Genomic DNA, 13,503 nt, shown 5'->3' with positions numbered 1-13,503 from the left:
CTCTGTTAAATTTGAAATTTTCTAAATACCATAATTTACTTTCCTTTACATCTGAAAAACCTTCGCCTAATAAAGTACCGTCTGGTTTAGCCATTAAGTATTCTAACGTATCTACTTTTATGGTTGGTTTTTTTCCCGGCTCTTTCATTGTAACAATTAAATACATGTTGTTAAATGGGTAATCATTATTGTTTCTTACATTTAAAAACAAATGATACGGATTTACCGTGTCTTTTTGTTCAAATGCAAAACGCAAGGTGTCTGATTTTTTCCAAGAACCGTCTAACTCTTTGTATTCACTAAAAAATTGCTTTTCATCGCAAGAGAAAAAAAGCAAAGTGAATAGCATTAACCCAATAAATTTAGTCTTTTTTAGGAGCATTTTTAAAATTTGATGGTTTACGTTTTTTGTTTTTATTGTTGTTCTTTTTCTTAGGTTGATCAAAACGAGTTAAACTGTCTTGTCCTACCACATTTTCGAATTTTTTCTCTACTTCTTGAACCGTTTCCACTACATAATCTTCTAATGCTGCTACACGTTCTTTTTTCTTATTAACCGCTACAATTTCTTTTACTTTTGCAACTGGTAAAACCAACCAATGTGCTGGAGCATTAGCATAAGAAAACCACATGATTTCTTTGAAAATGTCAATTTTCTGGCAATACGCATCGCCTTTTTCGGTGTATAATTTCGTGTCCATATCAGGCATGTCTTTCAATGCATCCAAATACGTATCCAATTCGTAATTCAAACAACACTTTAGTTTACCACATTGACCCGCTAATTTTTGTGGATTTAATGATAACTGTTGGTAACGAGCTGCCGAAGTATTCACACTTCTAAAATCGGTTAACCAAGTAGAACAACACAATTCTCTTCCGCAAGAACCAATTCCACCTAAACGAGCGGCTTCTTGACGGAAACCAACTTGTTTCATCTCGATTCTAATCTTGAATTCTTGAGCAAATTCTTTGATTAATTGACGGAAATCTACACGATCATTTGCTGTGTAATAAAACGTTGCTTTTGATCCATCACCTTGAAATTCTACATCCGAAATTTTCATTTCTAATTTCAAATGAATAGCAATTTCTCTAGCGCGCATACGCACAGATTCTTCTTTATTTCGAGCTTCAGTCCAAATATCAATATCGCGTTGTGATGCTTTTCTGTAGATTTTAGCTAATTCCTTATCGGGATTTTCGCCCTTCTTTTTCATTTGAATTTTTACCAATTCGCCTGTCAAAGTCACAATTCCGATATCGTGTCCTGGAGAAGCTTCGGTAGCTACAATATCTCCAATAGCTAAAGTTAGCTTTTCTGTATTTCTAAAAAATTCTTTTCTTCCGTTTTTAAAACGAATTTCAGCTGCATCAAATGGTTCTTGACCACCTGGCAACGTCATGTTTGACAACCAATCGAAAACCGAAAGTTTGTTGCAGCTATCGGTGCCGCAAGTCCCGTTATTATTACATCCTTTTGGTGTGCCGTCTTTAGCACCCGTGGAACAGTTTGTACATGCCATAATTTTGAATATATGTTGATTGTCCGTTTGTTGGACTACGTTTCTAAAATGTTTTTGAGCGTAAAGATATTGATTTTTTATGGAAACTTTCAAATTCAATCTTTGGAAGTTGTACAAAAAGAAAAAACCTATCTCATTATAAAACGAAATAGGTTTTCATATAGTATTGTAAAACAAAAATTTAAGTTTCTTTTACGGTAATAATATGCACCGGACAAGCTTTTGCCGCCAATTCACAATTTTCAACAATCGTATGGTCAGCCGATTTTAAGGTGTGAAAACCTTTGGCATCAACCGATTTTATTAATACTGATTTTCCGTCTTTTTTGGACATTTGAAATTGTGCGGGTGCCATTTCTACACAATAATTGCAACCAATGCACTTATCTCTTTGAAGCGTAACAACAACCATTAGTTTTCTACAATTTTATACATTTTGTCCGATAAACGAATGCGGAACGGCACTTTTAAAGTACAACTATCGCCTTTAGTTGCTTTTTCAGAAGTTGCATCATTCACAAAGAAATCTTCTAAAATTAATTCTTGTGCTCCGGTTGACGGACCTGTGATTAAAATTTTATCGCCTTTTTTAATGTCGTAAGCTTCGATTTTAAATTCAGCTATGCTTGATTTTGGAAAATAATGCATTCCTTTCCCAACATATACTTTTTTCTGAGTTGCATTAGAACCCGGGTTGTCTGACCATTCGCCTAATTTTTGTCCCAAATAATAACCGCTCCAAAAACCACGATTGTAAACGGTTGCCAAAGCTTCCATCCAAGTGTTGATTTTTTCTTTGGTAAACGTTCCCTCGTAATAAGAATCGATAGCTTCGCGATAGGTTTTGATAACAGTTGCTACATAATCAGCAGCACGACCTCGCCCTTCAATTTTTAAAACTTTGATGCCTGAATCGATAACTTGATCTAGAAAATCCAAGGTACATAAGTCTTTTGGCGACATCATGTATTCGTTATCAAGTTCAATTTCAAAACCAGATTCTTGGTCGATAACTGTATATTTTTTGCGGCAATTTTGTTTGCAAGCACCACGGTTTGCCGATGAATTATGCGAATGTAAACTCAAATAACATTTTCCTGAAACTGCCATACATAAAGCGCCGTGACCAAAAATTTCGATTTCTACCAAATTCCCACTCGGTCCTTTGATTTGCTCTTTTTCGATGTCATCGGTGATTTTTTTTACTTGACGTAAACTCAACTCGCGAGACAAAACAATCGTGTCAGCAAACATCGCATAGAATTTTACGGTTTCGATGTTCGTAACGTTTAATTGAGTGGAAATATGCACTTCCATTCCCATCGTGCGAGCTGTCATAATAACTGCTTGGTCAGATGCTATTACCGCTGTAATTCCTGCTCCTTTGGCTTTGGTTAAAAGTGTTTTTACAATCGATAAATCGTGATCGTAAATAATGGTATTTAAAGTTAGATACGTTCTAACGTTTTTTTCGTTGCAACGACGCGCAATTTCAGGTAAATCATCTAAAACGAAATTTACTGTTGCACGAGCTCGCATGTTTAATTGTTCTACACCAAAATAAATCGAATCGCAACCATTATCTAATGCCGCTTGCATGGATTCGAAATTTCCTGCAGGCGCCATTAATTCTATTCTTCCAGAAGTTGTCATTAGTTGATAATTTTAAATAATTTATCAGATAATCTTACTCTAAAAGGCACTTCGAAAGTTACTTTATCGCCAACTTTTGCTGATGAATTTTCAGTTCCGTTAACGAACATTTTTTCTAAAACTAATTCTTGGTTACCAGTTGTTGGTCCAGAAATTAGAATGCTGTCACCAACATTTAATTCTTGGTTTTCTATAACGAAAAGGCCTACTTGTGCTTTCACATAATAATGTTCGGCTTTACCAAGCAATACTTTTTTTACTTTTATTTTCTGACGAATGTCTTTTGTTTTTTCGGCTACAGCCAAAGGTTTGTCAGACAATTCTCCTGAATGTTTGAATTTCAAATTCTCCGATTTTCCTTTTCGGAAAACTTTATTTCCAACTTGAACTCCTCTTCGAAGTTTAACTTGTTCGGCTAATGGCAAATGTGTAATTTCTAGACATTCGGTAGAACAACAATTTTCCATAGCTGCTTTACATTCGTCACATTGGATGAATAATAAATGACAACCATCATTTAAACAATTCGTGTGATTATCGCAAGGTTTTCCACATTGGTGACATTGCGAAACGATATCGTCAGTAATTCTTTCACCCAATCTATGGTCGAAAACGAAGTTCTTTCCGATGAATTTACTTTCTAAATTTTCTTCTTTGATTTGTTTGGCGTAATTGATAATTCCTCCTTCAAGCTGAAAGACATTTTTAAAACCTTGGTGTTTGAAATAAGCTGATGCTTTCTCGCAACGAATTCCTCCGGTGCAATACATCACCAAGTTTTTATCTTCTTTGAAATCTTTTAATTGTTCGTTGATAATTGGCAAACTTTCTCTAAAAGTTTCAACATCAGGAGTAATTGCTCCTTTGAAATGACCAATTTCACTTTCGTAATGATTTCTGAAATCTACTACAATCGTGTTTGGATCTTCTAATATTTGATTGAACTCTTTCGCTTTTAAATGCACTCCTATATTGGTTACATCAAACGTTTCATCGTTTAAACCATCAGCTACGATTTTATCACGAACTTTTACAGTTAATTTTAAGAAAGAATGATCGTCGTGTTCCACGGCAACATTCAAGCGAATGCCTCGCATAAAATCGTAAGCTTCTAAAGTTTCTCTAAAAGCTTCGAAATTTTCTGCTGGAACCGACATTTGAGCATTGATACCTTCTTTGGCTACATAGGTACGACCAAGAGCATCAAGTTTGTTCCATTCGATAAATAAATCGTCGCGAAATTTTTTGGGATCTTCAATTTTGGCATACGCATAGAAAGATAATGTAAGACGTTGTTTTCCGGCTTCATCAATTAACTGAGCTCTTTCTTCTGCGCTTAAGGTGTTATACAGTTGCATGCTATAAACGTTTTAAGATTAGAGACGTAAAATTTTACGTCTGTACAGAAATATGTTATGAATTCTAAATGGAAGAATTCGAGCACAAAGGTAATAAAATTGATTAAAAATCAAATCTTTAAATGAATTGGAAAACATATTAACAATTTTTGGCACAATTGAAAAAAGCTGTATTTTTACAAAAAAAGAATTGTAATCAATTTAAAGCCAAAAATTATGAGCTCAGACAAAGAAGCAAAATTAAAAGCCTTACAACTAACATTAGACAAACTTGACAAAACATACGGAAAAGGAACCGTAATGAAACTAGGTGATAGCGCTGTTGAAGAAGTAGAAGCTATTCCTACAGGTTCGTTAGGTGTTGATTTAGCGCTTGGAGTAAATGGATATCCAAGAGGTAGAATCATAGAAATCTACGGTCCAGAATCGTCAGGTAAAACTACGTTAACATTACACGCCATAGCTGAAGCTCAAAAAGCAGGAGGAATTGCAGCATTTATTGATGCTGAGCACGCATTTGATCGTTTTTATGCAGAAAAATTAGGTGTTGATATCGACAACTTAATTATTTCACAACCTGATAATGGTGAACAAGCATTAGAAATTGCTGAGAGTTTAATTCGTTCAGGAGCGGTTGATGTTGTAGTAATTGACTCGGTTGCTGCTTTAACACCAAAAAGCGAAATCGAAGGCGACATGGGTGATTCTAAAATGGGATTACACGCACGTTTAATGTCGCAAGCGTTGAGAAAATTAACGGGAACTATTCACAAAACCAATTGTACAGTTTTCTTCATTAACCAATTACGTGATAAGATTGGTGTAATGTTTGGAAGTCCAGAAACTACAACTGGAGGAAATGCCTTGAAATTTTATGCTTCGGTTCGTATCGATATTCGTAAATCGACACAAATTAAAGATGGTGAAAATGTAATTGGTAACAGAACTAAAGTTAAAATTGTAAAAAATAAAGTAGCACCACCATTTAGAACGGCAGAATTTGATATTATGTATGGTGAAGGAATTTCAAAAGTAGGTGAAGTTTTAGACTTAGCAGTAGAATTTGAAATCATCAAAAAAAGTGGTTCATGGTTTAGTTACGGTGAAACTAAATTAGGTCAAGGTCGAGATGCTGTTAAAGCATTAATCAAAGACAATCCAGAATTAATGGACGAATTGGAACAAAAAATTAAAGAGCTTATCAAAGAAAATAACGCTTAAAAATTAAATCACGCCTTGAGCGTGATTTTTTTTGTAATTTAACGCAACCTTTTTTGAAAAAATTAATCTACTAAATATAATAATCAATAAAAATGAAAAAATTAGTTTTATTAATAAGTATTCTTTTTTTATTCAATTCTTGTGAACTCGAAGAAAATAGCTTCACAGTTGAAGTTTTACCTGTTCATTCTGTTGAAATGCCTACAGAATTTGTCTTAGGAGAAACTTATCCTATAACTATGCAATATTACAGACCAACAAATTGCCACTCTCCTTATGGTATTTATTACGATAAAGAATTAAACATAAGAACTTGTGCAATTAAAAATTTGGTTGAAGGGAGAGGCAATTGTGTTCCTGTTGAAAACATATTAGTTGAAGAGACTTTTAATTTTCATGTTACAAATACGGGAAACTATATTTTTAAATTTTGGACAGGTCTCGATGACGAAGGAAATGACACTTTTATGACATATGATATTCCTGTAAATTAACATGTAAGAAATTGATTATAGAGCAGCTTATACATGAATGTAGTAACAACAATACTAAAGCACAAGAGCAGATTTATCGCTTATTAGCGCCAAAATTGTTTTCTGTGTGTTTGAAATATTCGCGTAATTACGAAGAAGCTCAAGACAATTTACAAGAAAGTTTTTTAATCATTTTTGAAAAAATAAATCAATATAAAAACACGGGTTCCTTTGAGGGTTGGGCCAAAAGAGTTACCATTAATTACGTTTTACAGCAATATAGAAAACAAAATATTTTTGAAATTGTTTCTGAAAAAATTGCTGACGAAGAGGAAATTGAAATTGATGATGACAACATCAGTTTAGAATTTTTAACTAAGATTATTCAAGAGTTACCAGACAGATATAGATTGGTTTTTAACTTATATGTTTTAGATGGATATTCTCATAAAGAGATTGCCGAGATGTTAGAAATCAACATCGGAACATCAAAATCAAATTTAGCTAGGGCAAAAGCTATTTTGAAAAGTAAGATAGAATCAAATAACAGTTTTGAGGTAAAAAAAAGTAAATGAAAGACAATAAAAATATAGAACGATTATTTCAAGAGAAATTCAAAGATTTTGAAGCTTTACCGCCTCAAGATTCCTGGGATATTATTGCAAGTCGTTTAAATGAGAAGAAAAAGAAAAAAAGAATTGTACCTATTTGGTTTCAATTTTCGGGGATTGCCGCTTCGTTGTTAATAATCGGGGCATTAATTTGGAATTTCTCTGGTGAAAATAATTCAACAGAAATTCCAAATTCTAACAATACAATAGTAAACACCGAAGATGCTAAAGGAAACTCAAATAATTCAAACATTACTTCGCCTAATAATGAAGCCATTGTTTCCGATTCAAAATCAAACGAAGAAAGTTTAGATAAAAAATCTAACAATTCAATCCATCAATATAATGAAAAATCGATGGATGAAAAATTAGTTAATTCTAAGTTTAAAAACAATTCTAGTAGAAGAAACGGATTGGTTTCAAACGGTAAATTAGAAAACAATATTAATGCAAATTCTAATCAAAAAGGATTTAAAAAAGGCAAAAACAATTTCAAAAAACAATCATCTTCTGAAATAAATTCTGAAAACGTTTTTGTAGCAAATACAGAAAAAAACAAGGCAAAAAGAAAATCAAAATCGAAGTCAAATAAAAATAATTCTGCTTTTGAAAACCTATTTGATGATAATAACGTAGTTGATAATAGTGGAGAAGATAAAACCTCAATTAACAAAGAAACAATTGATGCTTTTTTTGAAAATAAAAAATCAAATACAACAACAATAACTAATAATGATTCTATTACAAAACAAACAAACAATTCAGATGTTGTTGTTTCCAATGAAATCATTACTCAAGATAGTACGCTAGTGGCTGAAGTTTCTAAAGAAACAAATCCGCTAGAAGAATTGCTTAAAGAAAAAGAGGCTGGGAAAAATGAAGATGAAAAAGAAGAAAAAAGAAGTAAATGGGCGATTAGCACTAACGCGTCGCCTGTTTATTTTAACTCCTTAGCACAAGGATCTTCAATTGACCAACAATTTGATTCGAATAGTAAAAATTATGCAACAACCTTAAGTTTAGGTATAGCTGGAAGTTACGCAATAAACAACAAATTAAGTATAAAAACAGGGGTTAACAATATCAACATTAGCTACAATACTAACGATGTTCTATTTGATGCACGAATGAATAATGTTGAAAACAATATCCCCACAATATCAAGAAATCCTGAAGCATCTAATATGGTGTTTTCGTCAAAAGCTAATGTAGTAGAAACGCTATCAGGTGATGTGGAAAATGTAATTATTGAAAACAATGTAGGAGCGTTACAACAAAACATCAGTTATATTGAAGTTCCTTTAGAATTAAGTTACAAATTATTGGATAAAAAATTTGGTATAGAAGTGATTGGAGGAATGAGTACCTTATTTTTAAATCAAAATAACATTTCGTTAGTGGCAAACGGTATCGAAATGGAAGTAGGAAGAGCAAATAATTTAAACAGCATACATTTTAGTAGTAATGTCGGTTTGGGTTTTAAATATTCGTTTTGGAAAAGCTTTAATGCTAATTTTCAGCCTATGTTTAAATACCAGATCAATACGTTTAGTGAAAATTCCGGTAACTTCAAGCCTTATTTTATAGGCTTGTATACCGGAATTAGTTTTAGTTTTTAAGCTTTGTTGGTTAAGCTTAAATTTATAGTTAAGTTGTTTCATTTCTAGTTAAAATGAAACTGAGAAAGTCCAAATGCGTTTGGACTTTTTTATTTTAAATCCTCCAATAAAGGTTGTAAAATAATTTCTCTTACCTGTTGTTTCAGAGCATTTTTATCTTCTAAGGTTTTTCCTTTCGTTTCAATTATTGGATAAATTTTAGCGCGCATTTTCCCTGGACTTCCACTAAAAAAAGTATATGAAAAACGTTTTTTGTTATCAAAAAACACCATCGGAACAATTGGTAAACCATGTTCTAAAGCAATTCTGAAAGCGCCGTCTTTAAATTCGTCTAACACTATGTGTTCTTCGGGAACGCCACCTTCGGGAAAAATGCAAATACTCAAACCTTGATGAATTCTTTTTTGAGCACGTTCAAAAACTTGATAACGACTTTTGCTATTGCTTCTATCAACCAAAATACAAACACGTTTATAAATAAATCCAAAAATCGGAATCTTCGCCAATTCTTTCTTTCCTACAAAAACAAAAGGGTGATTTTTAACCGCAATCAACATCAACATAATATCCGTCATTGAAGTATGATTGGCAACTAGCATATAACTTTTGCCGTCTTCAAAAACTTCATCGCCTTCGATAGAATAATTAAATCCCATTCCAATTAAAATAATCTTAGACCACAATCTTGCAATTTTAAAAAACAAAGGATAGGTTTTCTCACTTAAAATCGTTGCCAAAATAAATGGGAACAACACAATAATTGGAACTAAAACCAAGATGTAAAACCAAATGCGATATAAAAGTGTAAGCGGATATTTTAAAAATTTCATTAAGCGTGATTATTTGATTTCCAAAAGTAATCATTTTAATAAAACACATCTCTTTTTACTTTTCTGTTTTTGCTTTACATTTGCATTTCAATTTAATAATTAAAAAAACTTTGCGAAGCTTTGCGAATAACTTTGCGTCTTTGCGTTAAAACTTAACAATGGCAAAAATCTTAACCGGAGTTCAAAGTACAGGAACACCACACTTAGGTAATTTATTAGGAGCAATTATTCCTGCTATTCAAATGGCAAACAATCCTGATAACGAGTCTTTTCTTTTCATTGCCGATTTGCATTCGATTACGCAAATCAAAAATGGAGCAGAATTAAGACAAAATACGTATAGTGTTGCGGCGGCTTGGCTGGCGTGTGGTTTAGATACAAATCGTGTGGTTTTTTACCGCCAATCTGATGTGCCTCAAACGACAGAACTTTCTTGGTATTTGAGTTGTTTTTTTCCGTTCCAACGTTTAACATTAGCGCATTCTTTCAAAGATAAAGCGGATAGATTAGATGATGTTAACGCAGGCTTATTTTCGTACCCGATGTTAATGGCGGCTGATATTTTATTGTATGATGCCAACTTTGTTCCTGTTGGAAAAGATCAATTACAACATTTAGAAATTACGCGTGATGTAGCTTCGAGATTCAATCACCAAATGGGTGAAACATTTGTATTGCCCGAAGCAAAAATCGATGAGCAAATCATGATTATTCCGGGAACAGACGGACAAAAAATGAGTAAATCGAGAAACAATTTTATCAATATCTTTTTAGATGATAAAGCGTTACTAAAACAAATCAAAACAATTGAAACTGACAGCACGCCGCTTGAAGAACCAAAAAATCCAGACACATGTAACGTGTTTGCATTATACAAATTATTAGGTTCTACTGAAGAAGTGGCTGATTTACGTGCCAAATACGAAGCCGGAAATTACGGCTACGGTCACGCGAAACAAGCCTTGTTTGAATTAATCGTTGAAAAATTCAAAACCGAAAGAGAAAAATACAATTACTACAGCAACAACTTAGAAGAAGTTGATAAATTATTACTTGAAGGTGCCGCAAAAGCAAGTGTTGTAGCAAATGGTGTTTTGAAAAGAGTAAGAGAGAAGTTGGGTTACTAAGAAAATCAACTTATAATTATAAAAACCTCAAAGTTTAGATGTCTGAATTTTGAGGTTTTTTATTCTTTAATGATTTCTTTAACTAACCATTTATTATTCACTTTCTCTGAAACTATTTCAACTGAATAAGGTAAACATCCAAAAGGATAGAGTTTAAAAAAAGCTTTTGTTTTATTATCATTAAACAAAACTCGAGTAATACTTGACAATGCTTTAATTTCAGGATCTTTAATGAATTCACCTCTGTCAGCAATTGTATCATTTTCAACAAATTTAATTTTCAACGTTGAATTTAATAATTCATTTTTTTTGAAACTTTCTTTCCATCAAACTATCAATAAAAATATTATTTCGATTTGAAGTTTTAAATTCTGATTTTTTAATTGGAAACATGAGAGAATTTAAACCAATATGTATTTTGTTTTTTTCTTTTGCTAGTCTCTTAACATAGTCTCTTTTTCTTTTCAAATAATCCATAATTGAATCATCTACCGAAAATTTTTCTTCTATTTTATCCGATGAATCTATACTTGGAGGTGAAGGTGAAGGTAAGTGTATTGCAATAAAAGGCGGTATCACTTCCGGCAAAACATCACATAAAACTTCTGCTTCTAATTCTTCATAGGTTTTTTCTTTCTCGGTGCAAGAAAATAAAAACAAAACTATCGTTATGATGCTAAGTACTTTTTTCATGTTCTAAATTTAGGAATTTCAGTCAAAAAATAAGCCAAAAATCAAACCACCTCAAACATTTTACCTGGCAAAGGACGAATCACTCCTTTTAATTCCATGTTTAACAAAATAGAAGAAATGCGATAAATAGGAAAATCGCATTCTAAAGCGATGATGTCCATCATTTCTTTTCCTGTTTTTTGAAGGTAGTCGTAGATGATTTGTTCTTCATCGGTTAAGGTAACGAACAATTGTTTTTGCACTACTTTTTGAGATTCGCGCTGCAATTCCCAATTTAAAATATACACCAAATCCGCTGCCGAAGTAAGCAAATTGGCACGTTGTGTTTTAATCAAATTGTTGCAACCTTGACTGTACTTATCCGTAGTTCTTCCTGGAACTGCGAAAACATCTCGGTTGTAATCGTTAGCTAAATTAGCGGTAACTAAAGAACCGCCTCTTTCAGCGCTTTCAATTACGATGGTAGCTTCGCTAATGCCAGCCACAATGCGATTTCGTTTGATGAAATTTTCTTTGTCGGGATTGCTGGTGCTCCAAAATTCGGTTAAAAAGCCGCCGTTTTGTTCCATTTTTGCCATATACTTTTTGTGGGCTTTCGGATAAATTTGATTTAATCCATGCGCTAAAACACCTATGGTTTGTAAACCACAATCCAATGCTATTTGATGAGCATAAATGTCCACACCATAAGCAAAACCACTAACAATTATAGGATTTAAAGGTGAAATTTCTTCAATCAATTTCTTAGTAAATTCCATGCCATACGTCGTGATTTGACGTGTGCCGACAATACTAATAATTCTTTTGTTTTGTAAATCGAGATTTCCGGCTTGAAATAAAAGTACGGGACTATCATAGCAATGTTTTAACCTTTCTGGATAATTTTCGTCTTGAAAGTAGGTAGTGGAAATATTTTCTTGTGCAAGGAATTGGAGTTCGGCTTCCGCTTTTGCGAATACCGATTTGTCTTGCAAATTTTTAATTACAACCGAACCAATGCCGTCAATTTTTTGAAGTTGGGATTTTTTTGAAGCGAATACTTCTTGTGCGTTTCCGCAATGTTGGAGGAGTTTTTTAGCGATTACATCTCCTACTCCTTCCACTTGCATTAACGCAAGCGTGTGGTATAATTCTGACTGTGTCATGGCGTGTATAAAATTTATTTGGCGTATAATTGAAGAACAAAAATAGTAGTTTTTAACAATAATCCAAAGGTTTTTACCACATAGAAACATAGAAAATTATCTTAACCGCACAAGACATTCCATTTTACATAGAAAACAAAGACCAAGAAAGAAAATGGAAAGCTAACTAGCCCTGATGGGAGCGGCACCGTGTAGAGCGGACAGCAGGAACAGGGAAACCAAGAAAGCCCAAGCCATTCGCTTCCAATAATTTACAGTAAAAATCGCAATTGTTAATAATTTTTGTTGATAAAATTTTGATATTACTATTGATTATCTAACTTTGTTGTTATGCAGATAGAAAAATACATATCCGACTTATTATATCGTTATCAGTGCGTTACTGTTCCAGGCTTTGGTGCGTTTTTAACCGAAACTGTGTCCGCTCACGTTACTGGAAGCGCAAGTTCGTTTTTTCCGCCTAAAAAAGTGGTTTCGTTTAATGCGAATGTAAAAAACAATGATGGTTTATTGGCAAATCATGTGGCATTACAAGAAAAAATGTCATACGAATTAGCGGTAATCAAAATTGGTGATGTGGTGAACGAATGGACGTATTTGTTACAAAACCGCAATCGTGTGATGTTGAAAAACATTGGCGAGATTTCGGTGAACAATGAAATGAATTGGGTTTTTGAACCAGCGAATACGGTAAATTATTTAACGGCTTCTTTTGGATTAACTCCTTTTGTTTCTCCAGAAATTACAAGAGAAGTTTTAAAACAAGAAGTAGAAGCTTTGGAAGAAAAGGCTCCTATTATTTTTACTCCTGAAAGAAAGAAAGATTACTCGTATTTGAAATATGCTGCTATTTTTGTGGTGATGTTGGGCGCTGGTGGTTTTGGATATAAAACGTATTACGATCAACAAATTGAAACAAAAACTTTAGCCGTTCAAAAAAACGTACAAGAAAAGGTACAACAACAAATTCAAGAAGCTACTTTTGTAATTAGCGCTCCGGTTGAAGCGGTTGAATTAAGTGTAGCTGCTCCTGTTGAAGAAAAAATGCCTTATCATTTAGTTGCTGGTGCTTATAGAAGTGAAGAAAATGCCAACAAAGCTATTGCTGAATTAAAATCCGCTGGTTTTGAAAATGCTAAGATGCTTCCGATGAACAAACACAACTTATATCCTGTGGTTTATGGAAGTTTCAAAAACTTAAACGAGGCTCAAACAGAAAGAAAAAACATTCAAAAATCGCACAATGC

The 13,503-nt window shown here is 33.2% G+C and carries 15 protein-coding genes; 6 read left to right on the top strand and 9 right to left on the bottom strand.

What is annotated here, in order from left to right; translation table 11 throughout:
- From L6Q46_RS07630 to L6Q46_RS07610, 5 genes are all read right to left on the bottom strand, one after another.
- Window positions 1–382 (bottom strand): gliding motility lipoprotein GldH (locus L6Q46_RS07630; RefSeq protein ID WP_291283811.1); only part of this gene is annotated, 382 nt, incomplete at its 3' end.
- Window positions 363–1,526: a regulatory iron-sulfur-containing complex subunit RicT gene (gene ricT / locus L6Q46_RS07625; protein ID WP_291283810.1), complete on the bottom strand. Its 1,164-nt coding sequence runs from the start codon at window positions 1,524–1,526 to the stop codon at window positions 363–365. The genes L6Q46_RS07630 and ricT, both read right to left, overlap by 20 nt.
- Before the next feature lie 181 nt (window positions 1,527–1,707).
- Window positions 1,708–1,938 carry a ferredoxin gene (locus L6Q46_RS07620; RefSeq protein WP_026725596.1) on the bottom strand — a complete coding sequence of 77 codons (231 nt, stop codon included), beginning with the start codon at window positions 1,936–1,938 and terminating at the stop codon, window positions 1,708–1,710.
- Window positions 1,938–3,179, bottom strand: a complete 1,242-nt coding sequence (locus tag L6Q46_RS07615; RefSeq protein ID WP_291283809.1) for a peptidase U32 family protein — start codon at window positions 3,177–3,179, stop codon at window positions 1,938–1,940. The genes L6Q46_RS07620 and L6Q46_RS07615 overlap by 1 nt, the downstream gene beginning before the upstream one ends.
- Complete coding sequence (locus L6Q46_RS07610) at window positions 3,179–4,537, bottom strand: rhodanese-related sulfurtransferase (protein ID WP_291283808.1); 1,359 nt, start codon at window positions 4,535–4,537, stop codon at window positions 3,179–3,181. The genes L6Q46_RS07615 and L6Q46_RS07610 overlap by 1 nt, the downstream gene beginning before the upstream one ends.
- Before the next feature lie 216 nt (window positions 4,538–4,753).
- Between L6Q46_RS07610 and recA the strand changes: the two genes are divergently transcribed.
- From recA to L6Q46_RS07590, 4 genes are all read left to right on the top strand, one after another.
- Window positions 4,754–5,758, top strand: coding sequence for a recombinase RecA (gene recA, locus L6Q46_RS07605; protein ID WP_026725599.1), 1,005 nt, complete (start codon window positions 4,754–4,756; stop codon window positions 5,756–5,758).
- A gap of 92 nt (window positions 5,759–5,850) precedes the next feature.
- The gene (locus tag L6Q46_RS07600) at window positions 5,851–6,252 is read left to right on the top strand and encodes a hypothetical protein (protein WP_291283807.1); all 402 of its coding nucleotides are present in this window, start codon (window positions 5,851–5,853) and stop codon (window positions 6,250–6,252) included.
- Between the two features lie 11 nt (window positions 6,253–6,263).
- Window positions 6,264–6,806 carry a sigma-70 family RNA polymerase sigma factor gene (locus L6Q46_RS07595; RefSeq protein WP_291283806.1) on the top strand — a complete coding sequence of 181 codons (543 nt, stop codon included), beginning with the start codon at window positions 6,264–6,266 and terminating at the stop codon, window positions 6,804–6,806.
- On the top strand, window positions 6,803–8,461 hold the full coding sequence (locus tag L6Q46_RS07590; RefSeq protein ID WP_291283805.1) for a hypothetical protein: 1,659 nt from the start codon (window positions 6,803–6,805) through the stop codon (window positions 8,459–8,461). Before L6Q46_RS07595 ends, L6Q46_RS07590 begins: the two co-directional genes overlap by 4 nt.
- Before the next feature lie 89 nt (window positions 8,462–8,550).
- Here the strand turns inward: L6Q46_RS07590 and L6Q46_RS07585 are convergent, their stop codons facing one another.
- Window positions 8,551–9,291, bottom strand: coding sequence for a lysophospholipid acyltransferase family protein (locus tag L6Q46_RS07585; protein WP_291283804.1), 741 nt, complete (start codon window positions 9,289–9,291; stop codon window positions 8,551–8,553).
- Window positions 9,292–9,449: 158 nt separating this feature from the next.
- On the opposite strand from L6Q46_RS07585, the gene trpS reads away from it, so the two are divergent.
- Entirely contained in the window at window positions 9,450–10,418 is a 969-nt protein-coding gene (trpS, locus tag L6Q46_RS07580; protein WP_291283803.1) for a tryptophan--tRNA ligase, read from the top strand.
- A 59-nt stretch (window positions 10,419–10,477) separates the two neighbouring features.
- Here trpS and L6Q46_RS07575 read toward each other — a convergent pair whose 3' ends face one another.
- The 3 genes from L6Q46_RS07575 to dprA are packed head-to-tail and all read right to left on the bottom strand — an operon-like array spanning window position 10,478 to window position 12,256.
- Window positions 10,478–10,702, bottom strand: a complete 225-nt coding sequence (locus L6Q46_RS07575; protein ID WP_291283802.1) for a hypothetical protein — start codon at window positions 10,700–10,702, stop codon at window positions 10,478–10,480.
- Between the two features lie 16 nt (window positions 10,703–10,718).
- On the bottom strand, window positions 10,719–11,111 hold the full coding sequence (locus tag L6Q46_RS07570; RefSeq protein WP_291283801.1) for a hypothetical protein: 393 nt from the start codon (window positions 11,109–11,111) through the stop codon (window positions 10,719–10,721).
- 41 nt (window positions 11,112–11,152) lie between these two features.
- A complete protein-coding gene (gene dprA, locus L6Q46_RS07565; RefSeq protein WP_291283800.1) occupies window positions 11,153–12,256 on the bottom strand; it encodes a DNA-processing protein DprA in 1,104 nt (367 codons plus the stop codon).
- A 330-nt stretch (window positions 12,257–12,586) separates the two neighbouring features.
- Between dprA and L6Q46_RS07560 the strand changes: the two genes are divergently transcribed.
- The coding region (locus L6Q46_RS07560; protein ID WP_291283799.1) for an SPOR domain-containing protein at window positions 12,587–13,503 on the top strand (917 nt) is incomplete at its 3' end.

The sequence above is a fragment of the Flavobacterium sp. genome (genome assembly GCF_023151265.1).
GTDB lineage: Bacteria > Bacteroidota > Bacteroidia > Flavobacteriales > Flavobacteriaceae > Flavobacterium.
The sequence above is the reverse complement of the archived record's forward strand: the minus strand, read 5'-3'. Positions and strand labels throughout refer to the sequence as shown.

Excerpts from the sequence above, each read along its gene's own strand:
- L6Q46_RS07620 (WP_026725596.1), bottom strand. The coding sequence starts at position 1,938 with ATGGTTGTTGTTACGCTTCAAAGAGATAAGTGCATTGGTTGCAATTAT.
- L6Q46_RS07570 (WP_291283801.1), bottom strand. The coding sequence starts at position 11,111 with ATGAAAAAAGTACTTAGCATCATAACGATAGTTTTGTTTTTATTTTCT.
- L6Q46_RS07585 (WP_291283804.1), bottom strand. The coding sequence starts at position 9,291 with ATGAAATTTTTAAAATATCCGCTTACACTTTTATATCGCATTTGGTTT.
- recA (WP_026725599.1), top strand. The coding sequence starts at position 4,754 with ATGAGCTCAGACAAAGAAGCAAAATTAAAAGCCTTACAACTAACATTA.
- ricT (WP_291283810.1), bottom strand. The coding sequence starts at position 1,526 with ATGGCATGTACAAACTGTTCCACGGGTGCTAAAGACGGCACACCAAAA.
- trpS (WP_291283803.1), top strand. The coding sequence starts at position 9,450 with ATGGCAAAAATCTTAACCGGAGTTCAAAGTACAGGAACACCACACTTA.
- dprA (WP_291283800.1), bottom strand. The coding sequence starts at position 12,256 with ATGACACAGTCAGAATTATACCACACGCTTGCGTTAATGCAAGTGGAA.
- L6Q46_RS07590 (WP_291283805.1), top strand. The coding sequence starts at position 6,803 with ATGAAAGACAATAAAAATATAGAACGATTATTTCAAGAGAAATTCAAA.
- L6Q46_RS07600 (WP_291283807.1), top strand. The coding sequence starts at position 5,851 with ATGAAAAAATTAGTTTTATTAATAAGTATTCTTTTTTTATTCAATTCT.
- L6Q46_RS07615 (WP_291283809.1), bottom strand. The coding sequence starts at position 3,179 with ATGACAACTTCTGGAAGAATAGAATTAATGGCGCCTGCAGGAAATTTC.
- L6Q46_RS07610 (WP_291283808.1), bottom strand. The coding sequence starts at position 4,537 with ATGCAACTGTATAACACCTTAAGCGCAGAAGAAAGAGCTCAGTTAATT.